General features: G+C 68.4%; 23 protein-coding genes and 1 tRNA gene. 15 read left to right on the top strand and 9 right to left on the bottom strand.

Annotation, left to right across the window (positions count from 1 at the left end):
* The first annotated feature begins 163 nt into the window (after window positions 1-163).
* The 3 genes from HWW87_RS11835 (at window position 164) to HWW87_RS11825 (ending at window position 1,969) form a co-directional block, all read left to right on the top strand.
* Entirely contained in the window at window positions 164-481 is a 318-nt protein-coding gene (locus HWW87_RS11835) for a YkgJ family cysteine cluster protein (RefSeq protein ID WP_027783753.1), read from the top strand.
* A complete protein-coding gene (locus tag HWW87_RS11830; RefSeq protein WP_174429887.1) occupies window positions 478-1,059 on the top strand; it encodes a DUF1439 domain-containing protein in 582 nt (193 codons plus the stop codon). The genes HWW87_RS11835 and HWW87_RS11830 overlap by 4 nt, the downstream gene beginning before the upstream one ends.
* Window positions 1,060-1,138: 79 nt before the next feature.
* A complete protein-coding gene (locus HWW87_RS11825) occupies window positions 1,139-1,969 on the top strand; it encodes an undecaprenyl-diphosphate phosphatase (protein ID WP_175820383.1) in 831 nt (276 codons plus the stop codon).
* 129 nt (window positions 1,970-2,098) lie between these two features.
* Here HWW87_RS11825 and trmB read toward each other — a convergent pair whose 3' ends face one another.
* Window positions 2,099-2,875 (bottom strand): tRNA (guanosine(46)-N7)-methyltransferase TrmB, encoded by a 777-nt coding sequence (gene trmB / locus HWW87_RS11820; protein WP_175820382.1) that lies wholly within the window; start codon window positions 2,873-2,875, stop codon window positions 2,099-2,101.
* A gap of 691 nt (window positions 2,876-3,566) precedes the next feature.
* Between trmB and HWW87_RS11815 the strand changes: the two genes are divergently transcribed.
* A complete protein-coding gene (locus HWW87_RS11815; RefSeq protein WP_244107182.1) occupies window positions 3,567-3,941 on the top strand; it encodes a hypothetical protein in 375 nt (124 codons plus the stop codon).
* Between the two features lie 165 nt (window positions 3,942-4,106).
* Here HWW87_RS11815 and HWW87_RS11810 read toward each other — a convergent pair.
* Window positions 4,107-4,181 (bottom strand) — tRNA-Gly (locus tag HWW87_RS11810).
* Between the two features lie 289 nt (window positions 4,182-4,470).
* On the opposite strand from HWW87_RS11810, the gene HWW87_RS11805 reads away from it, so the two are divergent.
* Window positions 4,471-4,815 carry a cupin domain-containing protein gene (locus HWW87_RS11805; RefSeq protein WP_027783759.1) on the top strand — a complete coding sequence of 115 codons (345 nt, stop codon included), beginning with the start codon at window positions 4,471-4,473 and terminating at the stop codon, window positions 4,813-4,815.
* Window positions 4,816-5,157: 342 nt separating this feature from the next.
* The gene (locus HWW87_RS11800; protein WP_175820381.1) at window positions 5,158-6,324 is read left to right on the top strand and encodes an enolase C-terminal domain-like protein; all 1,167 of its coding nucleotides are present in this window, start codon (window positions 5,158-5,160) and stop codon (window positions 6,322-6,324) included.
* Window positions 6,325-6,423: 99 nt separating this feature from the next.
* Here the strand turns inward: HWW87_RS11800 and HWW87_RS11795 are convergent, their stop codons facing one another.
* A complete protein-coding gene (locus tag HWW87_RS11795) occupies window positions 6,424-7,353 on the bottom strand; it encodes a LysR substrate-binding domain-containing protein (protein WP_175820380.1) in 930 nt (309 codons plus the stop codon).
* A 181-nt stretch (window positions 7,354-7,534) separates the two neighbouring features.
* On the opposite strand from HWW87_RS11795, the gene HWW87_RS11790 reads away from it, so the two are divergent.
* The 3 genes from HWW87_RS11790 to scpB all read left to right on the top strand — a co-directional run bounded on the left by HWW87_RS11790 (window position 7,535) and on the right by scpB (window position 10,948).
* Window positions 7,535-8,857 carry an MFS transporter gene (locus HWW87_RS11790; RefSeq protein ID WP_175820379.1) on the top strand — a complete coding sequence of 441 codons (1,323 nt, stop codon included), beginning with the start codon at window positions 7,535-7,537 and terminating at the stop codon, window positions 8,855-8,857.
* A 61-nt stretch (window positions 8,858-8,918) separates the two neighbouring features.
* Entirely contained in the window at window positions 8,919-10,142 is a 1,224-nt protein-coding gene (locus HWW87_RS11785; RefSeq protein ID WP_175820378.1) for a CoA transferase, read from the top strand.
* Window positions 10,139-10,948 carry a methylmalonyl-CoA decarboxylase gene (gene scpB / locus HWW87_RS11780; protein ID WP_175820377.1) on the top strand — a complete coding sequence of 270 codons (810 nt, stop codon included), beginning with the start codon at window positions 10,139-10,141 and terminating at the stop codon, window positions 10,946-10,948. The genes HWW87_RS11785 and scpB overlap by 4 nt, the downstream gene beginning before the upstream one ends.
* A gap of 41 nt (window positions 10,949-10,989) precedes the next feature.
* Here scpB and HWW87_RS11775 read toward each other — a convergent pair whose 3' ends face one another.
* The 3 genes from HWW87_RS11775 to HWW87_RS11765 all read right to left on the bottom strand — a co-directional run bounded on the left by HWW87_RS11775 (window position 10,990) and on the right by HWW87_RS11765 (window position 13,025).
* Window positions 10,990-11,532: a chromate transporter gene (locus HWW87_RS11775; RefSeq protein WP_175820376.1), complete on the bottom strand. Its 543-nt coding sequence runs from the start codon at window positions 11,530-11,532 to the stop codon at window positions 10,990-10,992.
* Window positions 11,529-12,140, bottom strand: coding sequence for a chromate transporter (locus HWW87_RS11770; protein ID WP_175820375.1), 612 nt, complete (start codon window positions 12,138-12,140; stop codon window positions 11,529-11,531). Before HWW87_RS11770 ends, HWW87_RS11775 begins: the two co-directional genes overlap by 4 nt.
* A gap of 129 nt (window positions 12,141-12,269) precedes the next feature.
* The gene (locus HWW87_RS11765) at window positions 12,270-13,025 is read right to left on the bottom strand and encodes a DeoR/GlpR family DNA-binding transcription regulator (protein ID WP_175820374.1); all 756 of its coding nucleotides are present in this window, start codon (window positions 13,023-13,025) and stop codon (window positions 12,270-12,272) included.
* 81 nt (window positions 13,026-13,106) lie between these two features.
* Between HWW87_RS11765 and HWW87_RS11760 the strand changes: the two genes are divergently transcribed.
* The 5 genes from HWW87_RS11760 (at window position 13,107) to HWW87_RS11740 (ending at window position 16,217) form a co-directional block, all read left to right on the top strand.
* Complete coding sequence (locus HWW87_RS11760; RefSeq protein ID WP_175820373.1) at window positions 13,107-13,706, top strand: NUDIX domain-containing protein; 600 nt, start codon at window positions 13,107-13,109, stop codon at window positions 13,704-13,706.
* Window positions 13,703-14,083, top strand: coding sequence for a DUF4406 domain-containing protein (locus HWW87_RS11755; protein ID WP_175820372.1), 381 nt, complete (start codon window positions 13,703-13,705; stop codon window positions 14,081-14,083). The genes HWW87_RS11760 and HWW87_RS11755 overlap by 4 nt, the downstream gene beginning before the upstream one ends.
* 183 nt (window positions 14,084-14,266) lie before the next feature.
* A complete protein-coding gene (locus tag HWW87_RS11750) occupies window positions 14,267-15,136 on the top strand; it encodes a Sir2 family NAD-dependent protein deacetylase (protein WP_175820371.1) in 870 nt (289 codons plus the stop codon).
* Window positions 15,137-15,456: 320 nt separating this feature from the next.
* Window positions 15,457-15,843, top strand: a complete 387-nt coding sequence (crcB, locus tag HWW87_RS11745) for a fluoride efflux transporter CrcB (RefSeq protein WP_174386987.1) — start codon at window positions 15,457-15,459, stop codon at window positions 15,841-15,843.
* A 23-nt stretch (window positions 15,844-15,866) separates the two neighbouring features.
* Window positions 15,867-16,217 carry a DUF190 domain-containing protein gene (locus tag HWW87_RS11740; RefSeq protein WP_175820370.1) on the top strand — a complete coding sequence of 117 codons (351 nt, stop codon included), beginning with the start codon at window positions 15,867-15,869 and terminating at the stop codon, window positions 16,215-16,217.
* Between the two features lie 12 nt (window positions 16,218-16,229).
* Here HWW87_RS11740 and HWW87_RS11735 read toward each other — a convergent pair whose 3' ends face one another.
* Window positions 16,230-16,793: a YggT family protein gene (locus tag HWW87_RS11735; protein ID WP_175820369.1), complete on the bottom strand. Its 564-nt coding sequence runs from the start codon at window positions 16,791-16,793 to the stop codon at window positions 16,230-16,232.
* A gap of 75 nt (window positions 16,794-16,868) precedes the next feature.
* Complete coding sequence (locus HWW87_RS11730) at window positions 16,869-17,798, bottom strand: DUF2520 domain-containing protein (protein ID WP_175820368.1); 930 nt, start codon at window positions 17,796-17,798, stop codon at window positions 16,869-16,871.
* Between the two features lie 503 nt (window positions 17,799-18,301).
* Between HWW87_RS11730 and HWW87_RS11725 the strand changes: the two genes are divergently transcribed.
* Entirely contained in the window at window positions 18,302-18,604 is a 303-nt protein-coding gene (locus HWW87_RS11725; RefSeq protein ID WP_175820367.1) for a hypothetical protein, read from the top strand.
* A gap of 116 nt (window positions 18,605-18,720) precedes the next feature.
* Here the strand turns inward: HWW87_RS11725 and HWW87_RS11720 are convergent, their stop codons facing one another.
* Complete coding sequence (locus HWW87_RS11720; protein WP_175820366.1) at window positions 18,721-19,389, bottom strand: LysE family transporter; 669 nt, start codon at window positions 19,387-19,389, stop codon at window positions 18,721-18,723.
* Window positions 19,390-19,424: the final 35 nt, after the last annotated feature.

Here is a 19,424-nt window from a genome sequence, read left to right as displayed (position 1 = left end):
TTAGATGCTTTCGAGTATATGAACGCGCGATCGGGCTGCATTGTGTAATAACGTCGCAGCCGGCGATGGCACAATGCGGGGTGGGGCTGCCGGACGCCGCGTCCGGTTGCCGCACCGTTTTTTGTTGTTCGTTGTTCGTCGAGAGAGCCGAGTGTCCGTCGAAATACCTGTTCGCCCGGCGCCCGCCGAAGTCCCGCCGCCGCATGCGTGCCGCGAGGGCTGCGGCGCGTGCTGCATCGCGCCGTCGATTTCCAGCCCGATTCCGGGCATGCCCGACGGCAAGCCGGCCGGCGTGCGCTGCGTGCAGCTCGGCGACGACCTGCGCTGCATGATCTTCGGCCGGCCCGAGCGCCCCGCGTGCTGCTCCGGGCTGCAGCCGTCCGCCGACATGTGCGGCGCGTCGCGCGACGACGCGCTCGCGTGGCTCACGCGCCTCGAGGCCGCGACGCGGCCGGCGCATCCAGGAGAGAGTTCAGCATGACCGTTCCTCGCGCGCCCGGCCGGCGCCGTTTTCTCGCTGCCGCTATCGGCGCCGTCGGCGTGTGCGTATCGCTTGCCGCGTGCGCGTCGACGTTCCCGTTCATCCCCGATCACTACACGTTCTCGCGCGGCGACGTGCAGAAGGCCGTCGCGCGCAAGTTTCCTTACCAGAAGACGGTCGCGCAGGTCGTCGACGTGTCGCTCGCGAACCCGGCCGTCAACCTGCTGCCCGACCAGAACCGCGTCGCCGTGCAGCTCGACGCGAATTTCGCGAGCCCGTTCCTGCGCGGGCCCGTCAGCGGCAAGTTCACCGTGTCGGGCCAGCTCGCGTACGACGCGCCGAGCCGCTCGGTCGTGCTGCGGGCGCCGGCCGTCGACAGCCTCGTGCTCGACGGCGACGCGCAGATGTACGCGCAGCAGGTCGGCGCGGCCGCCGGCCTGCTCGCGACGCAGTTGCTGACCAACTATCCGATCTACACGTTCAAGCCGGAACAACTGCAATTTGCCGGGGTGAACTACGAACCCGGTACAATTACGATCCTTACAAACGGCATACGCGTGGCGATCGTCGAAAAGTGACGACGGGGCGCGCACGGCCGGGTGGGCCGCACGCGCAAGAGTGGCCTTTTCTTTCGACCATTTCGGAGTTGGGCCACGGATGGACTGGATCCTGATCTGCAAGGCATTGATCCTCGGCGTCGTCGAGGGGCTGACGGAATTCCTGCCGGTGTCGAGCACCGGTCACCTGATCGTCGCGGGCAGCTTCCTGAATTTCAACGATTCGCACGCGAAGACGTTCGACGTCGTGATCCAGTTCGGCGCGATCCTCGCGGTCTGCTGGGAATACCGGCAACGGATCGTGTCCATCGTGTCCGGGCTGCCGAGCCGGCCCGATGCGCGGCGCTTCACGCTGAACGTCGTGATCGCGACGATTCCCGCGATCGCGCTCGGCCTCCTGTTCGAGAAGAAGATCAAGGCCGTGCTGTTCTCGCCGGTGCCCGTCGCGTTCGCGCTCGTCGTCGGCGGCGCGATCATCCTGTGGGCCGAGGCGCGGCAGCGCGAACGCAGCGAGCCGCCGCGCGTGATGTCGGTCGATGCGCTGACGCCGCTCGACGCGCTCAAGGTCGGTATCGCGCAGTGCTTCGCGCTGGTGCCCGGCATGTCGCGCTCGGGCTCGACGATCATCGGCGGGATGCTGTTCGGTCTCGACCGACGCGTGGCCACCGAATTCTCGTTCTTCCTCGCGATTCCGATCATCTTCGGCGCGACGCTCTACGAAACCGTCAAGGACTGGCAGGCGTTTACCGTCGATTCGCTCGGCCTGTTCGCGCTCGGGCTCGTCGCGGCGTTCGTCAGCGCGTTCGTGTGCGTGCGCTGGCTGCTGCGCTACGTCGCGACGCATGACTTCACGGTGTTCGCGTGGTACCGGATCGCGTTCGGGCTGTTCGTGCTGCTGGTGGGTTACAGCGGGTGGTTGAACTGGGCGTGAGGCCAGGCAGACACGCCGGGCGGGTCCGGCGCGCATCGCAGGCATCATGAAAAACGGCCTGATCGGCATTTGCCGATCAGGCCGTTTTATTTGGCGGGGCCCGCCGAGTCGTGCGCTGGCCCCGGGCGTTTAGCCTGCGCGCTTGCGGAACACCAGATCCCACACGCCGTGGCCGAGCCGCAGCCCGCGCCGTTCGAACTTCGTCACCGGACGGTAGTCGGGGCGCGGCGCGTAGTCGGCGGCCGTGTTCTCGAGCGTCGGTTCCGCGCCGAGCACTTCCAGCATCTGCTCCGCGTAGTTCTGCCAGTCGGTCGCGCAGTGCAGGTACGCGCCGGGCTTCAGGCGCGACGCGAGATGCGCGACGAGCGGCGGCTGGATCAGCCGGCGCTTGTGGTGACGCGCCTTGTGCCACGGATCGGGGAAGAAGATGTGCACGCCGTCGAGGCTTTCCGGCGCGATCATGTGCTCGATCACCTCGACCGCGTCGTGCTGGATGATGCGGATGTTCGGCAGATCCTGCTCGCCGATCAGCTTCAGCAGCGCGCCGACGCCCGGCTCGTGCACCTCGACGCCGAGGAAGTCGTCGCCCGGGCGATGCGCGGCGATTTCCGCGGTCGACGCGCCCATCCCGAAACCGATCTCGAGGATGCGCGGCGCGCTGCGGCCGAAGATCGCGTCCCAGTCGGGCAGTTCCGGCGCATACGGGACGACGAAGCGCGGGCCGAATTCGTCGAGCGCACGGCGCTGGCCGGTCGACACGCGGCCGGCGCGCGTCACGAAGCTGCGGATGCGGCGGTGGTGCAGCGGGTTGACTTCGTCGGCGCCTTCGGTGGCTTGGTCGGCTTCGTCGGGAATGGCGTCGTCGTGCGGCGGCAGGCCGGCTTCGTTCGGATCGTCGTGCATCATCGGTACAGAGAAAGGCTCGGTTCGGGCGAGGGCATCGGGCGCGCGGGACGCGCCGGCGCGGTACAAAAAAGCCGCCTTCGACGAGGCGGCTGGCGCGCGGTTGCGGAACGTGGCGACGGGAGCGGCGATACGCCGTCAAGCCGTTGATCCTTAAGGATTTCCCGTTCAGCCAACCGGAAAGAGCCGGATTATGGACTGGTTTGATCGGGCTGGCAAGGTAGCGCGGGTCGCCGCCGGGTTCCGCTGGGGCCGGCGCGAACGTGCTCCGGTCCGGGGCCATATCTCGCGAAGGCCGAAGTGTGTGCCGCTTCGGCGCCCGTTTCGGCGACCGGGCGTGGCGCGTGTCACGCGATGCGTTGATCGAGCCGGCGGCGCGTGATCGCCTTGATCTGGTTCAGCGCGTGGTCGAGTTCGAATACGGTGTCGTACGCTCCGCGGCTTTCCAGTTCGAAGAAGATGCCGGCCTTCGTGTGTTCGCACTATGTCTTGCTGCCGGGCGATTGAGTAGAATCGCTGACGCAGCCGGCGTGACCGGATGTGTCAGACGCGCGTAGCCTGATGAAAAATGAATAGTGCGCGTTTCGTTCCGAATGCTCGCGGCCAGAACGACAAGAAGGGGTAACGGCCGCCTGATGCTTCATGGTCGATCGATGGTTGTTTTCGCAACGGTCGTGAGAAAGGACGCGTCGGAATGATCCACGACCAATGGCCTTTGGGGAGAAAAGCCATGAGTGAAACAACTTTTGTACGTCGCAAAGTCGGCAGCGGCCCGGCGATGCTCGCGCTTGCCGAGTGCGTGATCGCCGGTATCGCCGGCATTTCAATCGTGAGCGATCCGGGCAGCGTTGCCGGCGCGTCAGGATTCGGTGCGATCGGCGCGGCACTGGTCGTCGCGGTCCTGTGCGGCGTCGTTTCGCTGGGTGGTCTCGTTTGGGCGATCAGCGCGTTGCTCCACGCGAACGAAGATGCCGGAGCGGATGCCGTGCCGGCGTATTGCGCGATCGTTCTTCATGGTTTGCTGTGCTTACCCTTCCTCATCGTGATTTTTGCGGGCGGCATGAGGTAGGCGCCGGGCTTTTCGTCACGAACTAGCGATCGGGAAGACCTTGCGATGGGCGCGTGACGGAAGTGATTCGCCGCACACATTCGGGATCGGATATCGCTGGGAGGGGAGGTGCGGCTGCCGCCGGAAACCCCTGCAAGCTTTGCGCGGCAAGGGTTGGAGAAAGACTGGAGCGGGCGATGGGAATCGAACCCACGTCATCAGCTTGGGAAGCTGAGGTAATGGCCATTATACGACGCCCGCAGAACGCGTAATTCTACAGGGTTTGGCAGCGATGTTGCAAGTGAGGCATCTGGAACGCCGGCAAATGGCTTTGCGTTCTCCAATGGTGACCCATCCCGATGCTCCGGCTACGCGAGCAGGCCGGCCGTGACATCGGGGCGCCAAGGCTCGAACGAAATACGCCGGCGGCACGCTTGCACGCAACCCGGTGTCGAAAATTGACGACTCGGTGTCGGAAGCATACAAGTCGCGACAACGCTTTCGAACTAACGTGACAGGCCTCTCATCCGATCGTTAGTCTGGAGCCGACATGTCCGATTTCATCACCGTTTTGCGCAAAACCTGCCCGACGCCTGTCCTTGATGCGACCAAGTGGAAGCGCATTGGCGGCGATCCGCACACCGTGAACCTCAACGCGTACGTCTCGAAGGACGGCAGCAAGATCATGGGCACCTGGATCTGCACGCCGGGCAAGTTCGAGGTGAACTACGAGAAATGGGAGTACTGCCACTTCCTCGACGGCTACTGCATCATCACGCCGGAAGGCGAGGAGCCGGTGCACCTGAAAGCCGGCGACGTGTTCGTGATCGAGCCCGGCATGAAGGGGACGTGGGAAGTGGTCGAGACGGTGCGCAAGTACTTCGTCTTCGCCTGAGCGGGGCTGTAGATTCGATCCAATCCAGGCGTACCGTCATCGCCTCACATCCTCCCGGCTCATGGAGCCGGGACGGCGACCGAGGATTCCGGCTCGGTCAAACTCGATTCGGTTCGGAAATAGTGCGCCGAGCGTGGTCACAGGCTCGGCGCGCTCCCGCTATCCGACTCCAACCCATGATGAATTCGACGCGCGATTGTCCGGCAACGACACGATGACGATTCTCGCCACCGATCCTGCACACCGTCACGCAAACCCCTAAGATGCAGTGAACCGCCCACCGCTTCCGCTGCAGCGCATGAACCTTCCGCCTGTGCCGGACGCCCCTCCGGAGCCCCGGCCATGCGCATCACCGCGATCCACGAACGCGCGATTCCCGTGTCCCGCTATGCCGATCCGGCGATTCCGTCCGGTGGCCTGACGACGAGCGTCGTCGCGGTCGTCACCGACGTCGTGCGCGACGGCCGCCCGGTGACGGGCTACGGCTACGCGTCGATCGGCCGCTTCGCGCAGGGCGGCCTGATCCGCGAACGGTTCGCGCCGCGTCTGCTGGCCGCTGCCGACACGCTCGCCGACGAAGCCGGCACGAACCTCGACCCGTTTCGCGCCTGGCGCGCGATGATGGCCGGCGAGAAGCCGGGCGGGCACGGCGAACGCTGCGTCGCGGTCGGCATGCTCGACATGGCGATCTGGGACGCCGCCGCGAAGATCGCCGACCTGCCGCTGCATCGCTTTCTCGCCGGTCGCCTCGGACGTACGGCGGCGCCGCGCGTGCGCGTGTACGCGGGCGGCGGCTACCGCTATCCACATGACGATCTCGCACACCTGTCCGACGAGATGCGTCGGATCGTCGATCTCGGCTACACGCACGCGAAGATCAAGATCGGCGGCGCGGATCTCGAGCAGGACCGGCGCCGCATCGACGCCGCGGCCGCGTACCTTGTCGGCCCTTCGCATCTCGCAGTCGACGCGATGAACACGTACGACGCGACGACCGCCTACCGGGCCGTCGACATGCTCGCGCCGTTCGACCTCTGGTGGTTCGAGGACATCTGCGACCCGCTCGATCTGCCGCTCCAGGCAGACGTCGCTACACGGTACGCACCGCCGATCGCGGCGGGCGAAGCGCTGTTCTCGCTCGCGGAAGCGAAGCTGCTCGACCGTTACGGCGGCCTGCGCGCCGACCGCGACGTGCTGGTGTTCGATCCCGTGCATAGCTACGGGCTACCGGGCTATCTGCAGATCGTCGATCACTTCGTGTCGCGCGGCTGGCGGCGCGATTCGTTCTGGCCGCACGGCGGCCATCTGTTCTCGCTGCACGTCGTCGCGGCGCTCGGGCTCGGCGGCGCGGAAGTCAGCCCGTTCGCATTCCATCCGTTCAGCGGACTGGCCGATGGCGAAATCGTCGACGCGGGATACGCACGCGTGCCGCAGGCGCCGGGCATCGGTTTCGAACTGCATGCCCACGCGCGCGACGCATTTCACGCGGTATCGGAATCGGGCGGCTGACGTCTAAAGTGGAACAGGTGCGGCGGAATCAGCAGCACCCAGGATGAACGAGCCCGGTACGCGCGACGGGGCGGCACAAGGTACGCCACACCGCGCAGTTCACGCGCCCTCGACATTCCCGGCTGCCCATTCCGGCCGCTGCCCGAGCGTGTCGAACAGCCGGACGATTTCGGCCTTCACCTTCTGCACCGCGTTGCTGACGAGCGCCGTGTCGTGCCAGCACAGCGACAGGTCGCGCGCGAACAGCCGATGCGCGACCGTCGACAGCTTGAGCTTGCGCTCCGCGATCTCGACGTGCGCGGCCGTCCACGGCAGGATCGTCACGCCTAGCTGCGCCATCACGGCCGCGAACAGCAGCCCGGTCGAGCTCGCCTCGAAACCGATCTCGTACGACAGCCCGGCCTCGCGCATCGCCCAGTCGACGCGGTTGCGGATCGTGTTCGGCGCGCTCGGCAACACGAGCGGCATCCGCGCGATCGCGTCGAGCGGGACGGGCGCATCCGGCACCGGAAAGCCGGGCCACGTGATCAGGTACAGCGTCTCCGTCAGCAGCCGGCGAATCGCGATGCCGCGCGTATCGACCGCGTCGACGACGATCGCGAGATCGAGCCTCGCGCGTTCGAGCAGCGTGTCGAGATCGGCGCTCGGCGCTTCGATCAGCTCCAGCATGATGCCCGGATAACGTTCGCGTACCACCTGCGCGAGCGGGATCGCCAGCACGCGCGCGGTGCTGGACGGCATCCCGACCGTCACGCGGCCCTGCGGCGTCTCGGCGTCTCGGCGCAGCAGCTCGCGCGTGCCGTCGGCCTGGCGCAGCAGTTCGAGCGCGTGCCGGTACAGCGTGCGGCCGGCGGCGGTCGGCGCGACGCCGCGCACGCTTCGTTCGAGCAACTGCATCCCGAGATCCTGCTCGAGATTGCGCATCTGCTGGCTCACCGCCGGCTGCGCGACGTGCAGCGCCTCGCTCGCGTGCGTGACGTTGCCGCATTCGACGACCTTCACGAAATAGCGCAACTGTCTCAAGTCCATCGCCGCCGTCTCCCGATTCAAGCCCGATTCAAGCCATAAGCCAATCCGATCGAGCAAGATGAATATCATATTTTTCGGCGATCGCTGACGTTTCTATACTCGTCTCACAAAAGAGCCCGACTGCCGGCCATCCCGGACCGGACGCGGCGCAAGAGCCGGCTCAGCCGGCAAGGAGACGAAGATGTTCAAGGCGATCGACGCGCCGGCGGCCGGCGCGAAGCCGCGGCGCACGCCGCTCACGCGCGAGCAGGTGAAGGGTTTCTGGGCCGTGTACGCGGGCTGGGTGCTCGACGGCGTGGATTCGGTGATCTACGCGCTCGTGCTGATTCCCGCACTGACCGAACTGCTGCCGGCGTCCGGCATCGCGGCGACGCCCGCGAATCTGGGGATGTACGGCTCGATCCTGTTCGCGCTGTTCCTGATCGGCTGGGGGCTGTCGTTCATCTGGGGGCCGCTCGCCGACCGCTTCGGCCGCGTGCGCACGCTCGCGGCGAGCATCCTGATCTATTCGGTGTTCACCGGCGCGGCCGCGTTCGTACACGACGTGTGGGCGCTGGCCGCGTGCCGGCTGATTGCCGGGATCGGCGTCGGCGGCGAATGGGCGCTCGCGGGCACCTACGTCGCCGAGAGCTGGCCGGAGGACCGCCGCAAGATGGGCGCCGGCTACCTGCAGACGGGCTACTACTTCGGCTTCTTCATCGCGGCCTGCCTGAACTACACGATCGGTGCGACCTACGGCTGGCGCGCGATGTTCCTGTGCGGGCTGGCGCCCGCGCTGCTCGCGGTGTTCACGGTGATGCGCGTGAAGGAGCCGGGGCAGTGGCGCCGGCACGACGCGCGCGACGGCGACGTGGCCGACGCGCGGCGCGCGCATCCGCTGCGCGAGATCTTTGCGCCGGCGTTCCTGCGTCGCACGCTGACGAGCGCGAGCCTCGTCGGCGTCGCGATCGTCGGGCTGTGGGCCGGCTCAGTCTACGAGGCGAGCGCGGTCACCTCGCTGGCGACACGCGCGGGCATCGATCACGTCGGGGCGTTGCGGCTCGCGTCGATCGGCGCGGCGATCCTGTCGTGCGCGACGATTGCCGGCTGCCTGGTGGCGCCGTGGCTGTCGGAACGGCTCGGCCGGCGTACCGCGCTCGGCGTGTATTTCGCGGGGATGGCCGGCTCGATCGTGTTCGCGTTCGGCTGGGCGTTCTACCAGCCGAACGGGCTCGCCGCGTTCATGGTGTCGCTGGCATTCCTCGGTTTCTTCGGCGGCAACTTCGCAATCTTCTCGCTGTGGTTGCCCGAGCAATATCCGACACGTGTGCGGGCCACCGCGTTCGCGTTCAACGCGTCGGTCGGCCGCTTCATCGGCGCGGGCGTGAACTTTGTGCTCGGCGCCGCGATTCACGGTTACGGATCGCTCGGCGTGCCGGTCGCATGGACCGCGGCCGTGTTCGGGCTCGGCATCCTGATCCTGCCGTTCGCGGTCGAAACGCGGCATCAGACGCTGCCCGAGTGAGCGGCGCACCGCAGTCGCTCGGAAACGAGACACACCCCGTCATCAATATCAGGAGTCCGGAATGCAGGCATTAACAGGAATCAGGGTCGTCGATCTGAGTCGCGCGCTGTCGGGGCCGTTCTGCTCGATGGTGCTCGCCGATCTCGGCGCCGACGTGATCAAGGTCGAGTCGGGGCCGCACGGCGACATGAGCCGCGCTTGGGGGCCGTTCGATCGCGGCGTGAGCACGTACTACCTGTCCTGCAACCGCAACAAGCGCGGCATCTGCGTGGACTTCCGGCAGCCGGCCGGCCTCGACGTCGTGCGGCGCCTGATCGCGCAGGCCGACGTCGTGATCGAGAATTTCAAGGCCGGCACGATGGACGCGATGGGGCTCGGCTATGCCGCGCTGAGCGCGCGCGACCCGCGGCTCGTGATGGGCAGCGTCACCGCGTTCGGCCCGCGCGGTCCGCTGCGCGACTGGCCGGGCTTCGATCAGATCGCGCAGGGCTATGCGGGGCTGATGAGCCTCACCGGTTTCCCCGACGGCGAGCCGACCCGCACGGGTACCGCGATCGGCGATCTCAGCTCGGGGATGTGGGTCGCGACCGGCGTGATGGCCGCGCTGTTCGAGCGCGAGCGCACCGGGCGCGGCCAGCATGTCGGCACGTCGCTGCTCGAAAGCCTGGTTGCGCTGTTGAGCGTGCACGGGCAACGCTACCTGAGCCTCGGCGACGTGCCGCGCCGCACCGGCAATGCGCATGCGGTGATCGCGCCGTACGGCGTGTTCGAGACGGCCGACGGCCCGCTCAACCTCGCGCCGATCACGACCGACATGTGGCTGCGGCTGTGCCGGTTGCTGGATCTGCCCGAACTGCCGGACGATCCGCGCTTTGCGACCAACGATGCGCGCGTCGCGCATCGCGACGAATTGAAGGCGCTGCTCGAAAGCCAGCTGCGCACACGCGGCAAGCGCGAATGGACGCAACGGTTCGTCGAGGCCGGGCTGCCGGCCGGGCCGATCCATACGCTCGATGAAGTATTCGACGATCCGCAGCTCGCGCATTGCGGGCTGGTCGAGCCGGTCGCGCATCCGACGCTCGGCACGCTGCGCCAGGTCGTCACGCCGCTCGGCGGGATGGGCGACGACGTGCCGGCGCCGCGCACGCGCCATGCGCCGCCGCTGCTCGGCGAGCATACGGTCGACGTGCTGCGCGAAGCCGGCTACGGCGACGATGCGATCGACGCACTGCTGGCCGGCCGCGCGATCTTCCAGGCGGATGCGGTGGCGGAGGCCGTGCAATGACCGACGTGACGAAACACGACGGGGCGTCGACCGTGACGGTCGACCTGATCGGCGAGCGGATCGCGCGCGTGCGCTTCGCGAATCCGGCGCGACGGCATGCACTCGACGCGCCGTTGCTCGATGCGCTCGTCGCGCGCCTTGATGAACTTGCCGTGCTTCGTCCGCCTCCCGTCGTGATCCTGTCGAACGACGGCAGCGGCGACGTGTGGAGCGCGGGGCACAACCTGCGCGAACTGGCCGACGATCGCGATCCGCTCGCGTACGGCAAGCCGCTCGAACGCGCGCTGCGGCGCGTGCGGAGCTATCCGGGCGCGGTGATCGCGGCGGTGGCCGGATCGGCGTGGGGCGGGGCGGTCGATCTCGTGATGAGCTGCGATCTCGTCGTGGCGGCGCGCGACGCACGTTTCGCGATGACGCCGGCGAACATCGGCCTGCCGTATTCGACGAGCGGCCTGCTGCGCTTCTGCGACAACCTGCCGATCCACGTGCTGAAGGAGATGTTCTTCTGCGCGCAGCCGCTCGATGCGGAGCGCGCCGCGCATCACGGGCTCGTGAACCGGCTCGCTGACGCGGGCGGGGTCGACGACGCGGCGCTCGACGTCGCGCGCACGATCGCCGCGAAGGCGCCGCTCGCGGTGCACGCGGTGAAGGAGCAGTTGCGCGTGCTGCAGGATGCGCGGCCGTTGCCGGCCGACGCGTTCGAACGGATTGCGGAATTGCGCCGGCAGGCGTGCGAAGGCGCGGATTTCGACGAAGGGCTGCGCGCGTTCGCGGAACGGCGCGCGCCGCAGTTTCGCGGGATTTAGGCGATCACACGACGGCCCGGTACGACCACGGCGGCGGTGTGTTACACGCCGCCGAGCGTGTGCACGCCGACGAACAGCAGTGCGCCGATTGCGATCAGCAACAGCGCGTGAACGCGCGTGTAGATCACGCACAGCGTCGATGCAACCGCGATCGCGCGGGCGGCCCAGCCGCCGTCGAGCGCCTGCAACAACACCCACACCGACGCGAGGATCATGCCGGCCGCGACCGGGCGCAGGCCGGCTTCGAGCGCGACCTGCCATCGCGCGCCCCGGTGTCGCCGCCAGAGATGCGCGACGCCGTAGATCAGGAACGCGGTCGGGCCGAACAGCGCGAGCGTCGCGATCACCGCGCCCCAGAAGCCGGCCACCTGCCAGCCGATCAGCGTCGCCAGCAGCGAGCCGGGGCCCGGCGCCATCCGTGCGATCGCGAAGTCGTTCACGAATTGCGTGGCGCTCATCCAGTGATGGACATCGACGACTTGCCGCTGGATGTCCGCGATGACCGCCTGCCCGCCGCCGATCGTCGCGATCGATAGCGGTGCGAACACGCCGAACAGTGCTGCGTAGCGCGCCGATGCGTTCATCGTGCGCCGCTTCCGGTCGGTGTGGCGGCCGCGCGGCGGTATTCGAGCGCGACGCTCAGCGTGCCGCCGATCAGCACGGTCCATACAAGCGGCCAGTGCAGGACCGCAACCGACACGAAGGTGAGCGTCATCACCGCGAACGGCAGCACGCGGCGCGGTAACCGGCGCACCGCGGTGATCGCCATCGAGATCGACAGCCCGATCGCCGCGGCCGCCGCGCCGGCGAGCGCGACATGCGTGAGCGGGAAGCGCGTGAGGGTCGAGAACGCGATGCCGAACAGCACGATCAGCACGGCCGGCGGCGCGATGATGCCGGTGAAGCCGGCCACCGCGCCGCGCCATCCGGCGAGCCGGTAGCCGATCCAGATCGCGAGATTCTTCACGTTGACGCCCGGCAACGCTTGCGATAGCGCGAGGCCATTGAGGAACGCCTCTTCGTCGAGCCAGCGCCGCTCGTGCACGAAGTCGCGCATCATCCGCGCGCTGAGCCCGCCGCCGAAGCTGGTCAGGCCGATCTGCGCGAACGCGACGAACAGCGCGAGGACGCCCGGCAGTGGTGCGTCGCCTGCGGGCGGTGCAGATGGCGGCGTAGTGGAGGTCGGATGCATCGGGCTCAGGCACGTGGCGATCGGGGATCGCCCATGTTAGCAAGCGCTGCCTGTCGGCACGCTGACATGGGTTCGGCACGAGCGCGATGCGGCCCGCAACCGATTCGGCCCGTACGAGCGCGCCGCGCGCTACGCGTGCACCACCGTCACACCCGCGGCCTCGATCGGCTTCGTCAGCGCGGCGTCGGTTTCCTTTTCGACGACGATCGTCTGCGCCAGCGTGATGTCGCCGATCACGAACGACGACGCCGCGCGCAGCTTCGACTGCGACGCGAGCACGACCGTCTCGGCCGCGCGTTCCGCCAGCGCGCGCTTGATCGCCGCTTCCTCGAAATCGCCGGTGCTCAGGCCAGCTACCGGATGCACGCCCGTGACGCCCATGAAGTAAAGGTCTGCGTGAATGCGCGCGATGCCTTCCATCGCTGCCGCGCCGACCGCGACGATCGAGTGCTTGTAGAGCCGCCCGCCGATCAGGATCACGTCGATCGACGGATGCGCGGCCAGCGCAACCGCGACGCTCGGACTGTGCGTGACGATCGTCGCATGCAGGTCGGCCGGCAACTGGCCGACGAGCAGCGCGGAGGTCGTGCCGCCGTCGACGATCGCTACCTGCCCGGGCGCGATCATCTGTGCAGCCCGCCGCGCGATGCGCCGCTTTTCCGTGGTTTCGAGCGCCTCGCGCTGCGCGAACGGCGCGACGGCCGGCGACGCCGGCAGCGCGCCGCCATGCACGCGCTGCAGCAGCCCTTCGGCCGCGAGTTCGCGCAGGTCGCGGCGCACCGTGTCTTCGGACACGCCGAATTGCACGCTCAGCTCGGCGGCCAGCACCTGGCCATCGCGTGCGAGCGCATCGAGGATCGCCTTCTTGCGTTGCGTCGTCAGCATCGTGGTTGCACGAAAATTCTTGAAATTGCACGAATCTGCACGTTACCATGGGCGCCGTCCTTTGTCGAACCGGAGGCTGCAATGGCTGCAACGCGGGAACGGGTCCGCATCGTCGATACGACGGTGCTGTCCGATGACTGGTATGTGCTGCGGAAGGTGACGTTCGATTTCATGCGCCGCGACGGAACGTGGCAGCGCCTGAGCCGCGAGACCTACGATCGCGGCAACGGCGCGACGATCCTGCTGCGTCATGCCGAGACGGGCGACGTGCTGCTGACGCGGCAGTTCCGGATGCCGGCGTTCGTGAGCGGGCACGACGGCATGCTGCTCGAAGCGGCCGCCGGGCTGCTCGACGACGAAACGCCGGAAGCGCGCATCTGCGCGGAGGCCGAGGAGGAGACCGGCTATCGCGTGCGTGGCGTGCGCAAGGTGTTCGAGGCGTTCATGAGCCCGGGTTCCGTGACGGAGAAGCTGCATTTCTTCGTCGGCGAATACGATGCGTCGCTGCGCACCGGCGCCGGCGGCGGCGTCGCGGAGGAGGGCGAGGATCTCGAGGTCGTCGAGATGCCGCTGCAGGCGGCGCTGGACGCGGTCGAGCGCGGCGAGATCGTCGATGCGAAGACGATCATGCTGCTCCAGTACGTCGCGCTGCGGGAAACCGCGGGCGCGTGCGCCGCATGACGCCGCGGCTCGTGCTGGTCGCTGGCCCCTATCGCAGCGGCACGGACGGCGACCCCGCGCGCATCGCCGCGAACCTGCACCGGCTGGAAGCCGCGGCGCTCGCCGTGTATCGCCGCGGGCACGTGCCGATGATCGGCGAATGGGTGTCGCTGCCGCTCGCGGCCGCGGCCGGGTCGACGCAGGTCGGCGACGCGATCGGCGAAACGTTCCTGTATCCGGCCGCGCACCGGCTGCTGCGACGCTGCGATGCGGTGCTGCGCATCGACGGCGCATCGCGCGGGGCGGATGCGGACGTGGCGCTTGCGCGGCAAATCGGCAAGCCGGTCTATTTCTCGGTCGATGAGATTCCGGTTGCGCAGGGCGATTCGGCTGACTGAGCAAGCGTGGGCGCCGGGTTGCGGTGCCGCCGGTGCGACGCTTGCGGACAGCCGGTACTCGCATCGCCGGCTGCCGCACGCGCGCAGCGCCACGCAGTGGCGTTGCCGATGCAGCGCGGCGCCCGAACCGGCGTATGATCGCGACGCCACTCGCGCAATGTTCGACGCCACCGCTTCTCCATCATGCCGTTTTCCGATCCCGCCGACTCCGCCGACTCCGCCGCCGCGTCGCTTCCCGCCGATCTCGTCGCGTCCGCCGTCGACGCACTCGCGCGCGCCGACGCATTGCTCGTCACGGCCGGCGCGGGCATCGGCGTCGATTCCGGGCTGCCCGATTTTCGCGGCACGGACGGCTTCTGGCGTGCGTATCCGGCGCTGCGCCACGAGCGTTTCGAATTCCACGAGATCGCGTCGCCGCACGCGTTTCGTGCGCGTGCGCCGCTCGCATGGGGGTTCTACGGGCACCGTCTCGCGCTCTACCGCGCGACGGTGCCGCACGCGGGCTTCGCGATCCTGCGCCGCTGGATCGACGCGATGCCGAACGGCGGCTTCGCGCTGACCAGCAACGTCGACGGCCAGTTCCAGAAAGCCGGCTTCGATCCGGCGCGCATCGTCGAGATCCACGGCTCGATTCATGCGATGCAGTGCCTGCGCCCGTGCACGGACGACACGTGGGACGCGGCGCCGTTCGTGCCGGAGGTCGACGAAGCGACGTGCCGCCTGGTGGGCGACATGCCGCGTTGCCCGCACTGCGGCGGGCTCGCGCGGCCGAACATCCTGATGTTCGGCGATACCGGCTGGCTCGGTGCGCGCTACGACGCACAGGAGCGCGCACTGGAAGACTGGATCGCGCGGGCCGGGCGCGTCGCCGTGGTCGAGATCGGCGCGGGCACCGCGATTTCGACCGTGCGCCAGTTGAGCGAACGGCTCGGTGCCGACGTGATCCGCATCAACGCGCGCGAAGCGCATGCGCGCCGGGCGGACGTGATCGGGCTGAAGGGCGGCGCGCTGGCGACGCTGAACGCGCTTGAGCGCGCGTGGCGCGGCGGCTGAGCCCCGCGCCTCGCGTCGACCCGCCGAAGCCGCGCGATGACGGCCGTGCGGCGAGCGCCTGCACGAGCGCCGGCCATTGCGGCACGCTCGCGCTTGCGCCGTCGACCTGGAACCAGCCGGTTGCCCCAGACATATGATCGAGTCGCACGCCGCGAAACCGCCGGACGGATTCGCGTCGTAGCTGGCGTCGAGCCCCCGCGCCTGCCGGCCACGGAATGCGCATGTGGCCCGGCCCGTCGGCATTGCCGGCGCGGCGCGATTCCGCATACAGTTCAGCGTAGGCCGCGTGCGCCGCGCGGCGCCGTCCGTGAGGAGTGCCCTTGTTCTATTCGATCGTCGCGATCTTCGTCGGCGCCGGGCTCGGCGCGTTGCTGCGCTGGTTCCTGAGCCTCGCGCTCAACGCGTTCTTTCCCGCGGTGCCGCTCGGCACGCTCGCGTCGAACCTGCTCGGCGGCTACGTGATCGGCGTGGCTGCCGTCTTATTCACGGCCCGCGTCGGGTTGCCGCCCGAGTGGCGGCTGTTCGTGATCACCGGGTTTCTCGGCGGCCTCACGACGTTCTCGACCTATTCGGTCGAAGTGATGACGCACGCGCTCGAGGGCGAATTCGGATGGGCGTTGGCGGTGGCTGCCCTACACTTGACTGGATCGTTCGCGTTGACGGCGCTCGGCATGTGGACCGCGCGCGCGTGGCTCGCGGCGGCCTGAGCGGGCCGCCATCGGAGGGAGCGATGGACAGGGTCTTTTTGCGCTTCTACGTGCACGAGCAGCACCGGCTGCACTGGAAGCCGCTGTGGGAGTGGCTGCTGGAAGAGGCGAACCGGATGGGCGTCGCGGGCGGGTCCGCGTTTCGCGCGATGGCCGGTTTCGGCCAGCATCGCGTGCTGCATGAGGATCGCTTTTTCGAACTGCAGGGCTCGCTCGCGATCGAGGTCGAATTCATCGTCACCGAGAACGAGGCGCAGCGGCTGCTCGAGCGGCTGTCGCACGAGAAAGTGCGGGTGTGCTACGCGATGATGCCGGCGCAGTTCGGCGTGATCGACACGCTCGGCGCACCGCCGGCGCAGGGGCCGGCGGCGTAGGGTGGCGTCGAATCAGATGCCGAACATCGTCAGCGACACGGCGGCGCGCGTGACGATCATCAGCAGCACCTGCACGATCACGAACAGCAGGATCGGCGACAGGTCGATGCCGCCGAGGTTCGGGATCACGCGGCGCAGCGGGTTCAGGAACGGCGCGGTGAGCTGGTAGAGGATCGGCATCGCCGGCGAGCGCGGGTTGAGCCACGACAGCAGCGCCATCAGGATCGTCATCCAGATCATGAGGTTGAGCGCCCACTTCACGACGGTGAGCAGCGCGACCACGACGAGCGTCGCGATCACGGCGGCCGGATCGAAGCCGGCCATCACGACCATCAGCACCACGTAGACGAGCGCGGTGAGCAGCGCGGCGACGACGCTGGCCCAGTCGATGCCGCGTACGCCCGCGATCACGCGGCGCAGCGGCAGCACGAGCCAGTTGGTCGCCTGCAGCACGGCTTGCGTGACGGGGTTGTAGGGCGGCACGCGGACGGCCTGCATCCAGACGCGCAGAATCAGCGCGGCGCCGAATAGCGTGAAGACGGTATTGAGCAGAAAACGGGCGATCTCGCCGAACATCGTTGGCATCCTTTTTATACAGTCAGTAGCGTGCGGCCGCCAACGCCGGTTGGCGGCGCATCGGCCGACACATTATCACGCCTCGTCTCGCGACGGGGAGGGGTGCGCGGCCACGCGCGCGAGCGACGTTTCGACGGCTTCGGCCAGCGCCGGCAGCGATGCCGGCGGCGTCGCGCGCTTCGCCGCGAGCGCGACCGCGCGGCGCGTCAGCAGCGCGTACAGCGCCGCGTGATCGCCGCCGCGCGCCTCGAGCAGCGCGAGCTGGCGCTCGACGATGCCCGTGTCGCCGCGCGACACCGGCCCGGACAGCGCATTCGCGAGCCCCTTGTCGCGGGCGGTCTCGATCGTGCCGGCGAGCATCGGCAACAGCGCGCGCAGCGCGGCTTCCTCGTCGAAGCCGAGGCCGCGCCACAGCTCGACCGCTTCCGACAGCCCGCACAGCGCGAAGCTCGCCGCGTAGTGGGCGGCCGCGTGATACAGCATCCGGCCGCCGGCCGGAATCGACAGCGGATGGCAGCCGAGTGCGGCGGCAAGTCGCAGCAGCGTCGCGTGCAGCGCACCGTCCGCTTCGATCGTGACCGAGCAGCCGTCGATGCGCGCGAGGTCGGCATCGGTGCCGCCGAACAGATAAAGAGGATGGAAGCCGCCGGTGGCCGCGCCTTGCCGCTTCGCCGGATCGAGCAGCGCGACCGCCGACGCGCCGCTGCAATGGACGACCGCCTGGCCGGCGGCGCGCGATGCGTCGAAGCGCAGCGCCGCGGCGCTCGACGCGAGATGATCGTCGGGCGTCGTCACGAAGATCAGGTCGGCGGCGTCGACCACCTGCTGCGGGGTATCGACCGCGCGGCAGCCGTCGATGCGCGCGGCGAGGCCGGCGGCCGATGCGGGCGTGCGGCTCGCGATCGCGACGACGGGGAAGCCGGCCTGCGCGAAACGCTGCGCGATACAGCGCGCGAGGCGACCGGCGCCGATGAAGCCGAGGCGGGGTGTGTCGGGAAGCGGCATGGCAGCGGATGTAAGCGAAAACGAAGCAGCCGCCAGTATCGCAGGAATGACGGCGGTGTCGCGGAAGGCCGGCTGCACGTATGAATTACCGGTACGCGGTGCAATCGAGGTGCGGGCTGGAGTCCGGCATCGCGGTCGAATCAGGATTGCCGAATCCGACCCCGAAACACTGGGCGCCGCATCCCGCTTGAAATGTCGGCGTGTTGTCTCGAATTTGTAATCGTTCATTACGCACGCGCGCGTGCTGCGCGCGCCGGATCCGGTAAGACTGACCGGTCGTCGTGCAGCGACCCGACTCCTCGGACGGAATCGCGCGACCCGCAAGGCTTGCCGCCCACGCCGGGTCCCGCGCCGGACGGCGGCTTCGACTGCGTGCAATTGCAATTTGCAACAAATGCACGATACGCGCGGGCCGGGTTTTCGCTACATTGCTTCCATGCGACGTGCATGCCCGCCGTTGCCGACAGGAGCGCCAAAAATACCGCTCCAGCAGGAGAATCGAAGTGAAAAAGCTCATTCCGTTCATCGCCGCCGCCGCGCTGGGCCTGGTTGCCGCAAGCGCCGCGCAGGCTCACGTGTCGATCGGGGTCGGCATCGGTATCCCGGTCGCACCCGCGTATCCCGTCTATGCACCGCCGCCGCCCGTGTACTACGCGCCGCCGCCGCCCGTGTATTACGCGCCGGCGCCGGCCTACTATGCACCGCCGCCCGCCGTGGTCGTCGGCGGCTACGGTGGTGGCTACTACGGTCGCCCGTACTGGCGCCATGGTTACGGCGGCTGGGGCCATCACGGCTGGCGTCGCTGATTCGTCTCGCGCGGCCTGACCGCGCGCGGCAAAACGGCGCAGCGTTCCGCGAGGGGCGCTGCGCCGTTTTTCATTGGGGCTGCCATTCCGTGCGCGGCCCGGCAGGGCGGCCGCGATTACACCGCGTGCACGATCAGGTCGCGGTAGCCGCCGACGATCACGCTGTACGAGAAATATGCGAACAGCAGCGCCGACGCGACATGGCACGCACGCATCAGGCCGGCGCCCGCGCGCTTGCGGCCCTGGCTCGCGAGCGTGCACATGAAGAGCGTCCACGCGAGGCCGCCGAGGAAAAAGCCCGACAGGAACACCGACGCGGTCGCCGGGGTGGTCGCACCGGCTTTCGCGATCAGCGCGCCGCCGACTGCCGCGAACCACAGGATCGCGCTCGGCGACGACATCGCGAGCAGCATCCCGCGCACGAAACTGCGTCGCGCGCTCGCCCGCGGCGGCGGTGCGTCGTCTGCGTCGCCGTGGGCTGCCTTGACGGGCGCCAGCGCTTCGCGCGCCATCTTCCACGTGAGGAACAGCAGCACCGCGCCGCCGCCGATCCACACGATCCAGCGCACGGGTTCGAACTGCAGCAGCACGGCCATCCCCGCGAGCGCGAGCGCCGCGTAGACGAGATCGCCGACGCACGACCCGACGCCGAGCCAGAAGCCCGGCCGGAAGCCGTGCGACAGCGTCAGCGACAGCATCGCGACGTTCACGAGGCCGATGTCGAGACACAACGATAGCGACAGAAAGAATCCGTCGGACAGCATGGAGGCGGGCGGAAAGCTCATCTTCTGGGTGCGTGCGGCGATTGCGATGCGCAGGC

This window comes from Burkholderia sp. BCC0419, from assembly GCF_902830285.1.
Lineage (GTDB): Bacteria > Pseudomonadota > Gammaproteobacteria > Burkholderiales > Burkholderiaceae > Burkholderia.
This window is presented reverse-complemented; position numbering and strand designations above follow the sequence as displayed.

Bases quoted from the DNA above. Each gene is read 5' to 3' on its own strand.
- HWW87_RS11815 (WP_244107182.1), top strand. From the start codon at position 3,567: ATGATCCACGACCAATGGCCTTTGGGGAGAAAAGCCATGAGTGAAACA.
- HWW87_RS11805 (WP_027783759.1), top strand. From the start codon at position 4,471: ATGTCCGATTTCATCACCGTTTTGCGCAAAACCTGCCCGACGCCTGTC.
- HWW87_RS11825 (WP_175820383.1), top strand. From the start codon at position 1,139: ATGGACTGGATCCTGATCTGCAAGGCATTGATCCTCGGCGTCGTCGAG.
- HWW87_RS11795 (WP_175820380.1), bottom strand. From the start codon at position 7,353: ATGGACTTGAGACAGTTGCGCTATTTCGTGAAGGTCGTCGAATGCGGC.
- HWW87_RS11750 (WP_175820371.1), top strand. From the start codon at position 14,267: ATGCCGTTTTCCGATCCCGCCGACTCCGCCGACTCCGCCGCCGCGTCG.
- HWW87_RS11720 (WP_175820366.1), bottom strand. From the start codon at position 19,389: ATGAGCTTTCCGCCCGCCTCCATGCTGTCCGACGGATTCTTTCTGTCG.
- HWW87_RS11755 (WP_175820372.1), top strand. From the start codon at position 13,703: ATGACGCCGCGGCTCGTGCTGGTCGCTGGCCCCTATCGCAGCGGCACG.
- HWW87_RS11785 (WP_175820378.1), top strand. From the start codon at position 8,919: ATGCAGGCATTAACAGGAATCAGGGTCGTCGATCTGAGTCGCGCGCTG.
- HWW87_RS11775 (WP_175820376.1), bottom strand. From the start codon at position 11,532: ATGAACGCATCGGCGCGCTACGCAGCACTGTTCGGCGTGTTCGCACCG.
- scpB (WP_175820377.1), top strand. From the start codon at position 10,139: ATGACCGACGTGACGAAACACGACGGGGCGTCGACCGTGACGGTCGAC.
- HWW87_RS11790 (WP_175820379.1), top strand. From the start codon at position 7,535: ATGTTCAAGGCGATCGACGCGCCGGCGGCCGGCGCGAAGCCGCGGCGC.
- trmB (WP_175820382.1), bottom strand. From the start codon at position 2,875: ATGATGCACGACGATCCGAACGAAGCCGGCCTGCCGCCGCACGACGAC.
- HWW87_RS11730 (WP_175820368.1), bottom strand. From the start codon at position 17,798: ATGCCGCTTCCCGACACACCCCGCCTCGGCTTCATCGGCGCCGGTCGC.
- HWW87_RS11765 (WP_175820374.1), bottom strand. From the start codon at position 13,025: ATGCTGACGACGCAACGCAAGAAGGCGATCCTCGATGCGCTCGCACGC.
- HWW87_RS11740 (WP_175820370.1), top strand. From the start codon at position 15,867: ATGGACAGGGTCTTTTTGCGCTTCTACGTGCACGAGCAGCACCGGCTG.
- HWW87_RS11735 (WP_175820369.1), bottom strand. From the start codon at position 16,793: ATGTTCGGCGAGATCGCCCGTTTTCTGCTCAATACCGTCTTCACGCTA.
- HWW87_RS11760 (WP_175820373.1), top strand. From the start codon at position 13,107: ATGGCTGCAACGCGGGAACGGGTCCGCATCGTCGATACGACGGTGCTG.
- HWW87_RS11770 (WP_175820375.1), bottom strand. From the start codon at position 12,140: ATGCATCCGACCTCCACTACGCCGCCATCTGCACCGCCCGCAGGCGAC.
- HWW87_RS11800 (WP_175820381.1), top strand. From the start codon at position 5,158: ATGCGCATCACCGCGATCCACGAACGCGCGATTCCCGTGTCCCGCTAT.
- HWW87_RS11830 (WP_174429887.1), top strand. From the start codon at position 478: ATGACCGTTCCTCGCGCGCCCGGCCGGCGCCGTTTTCTCGCTGCCGCT.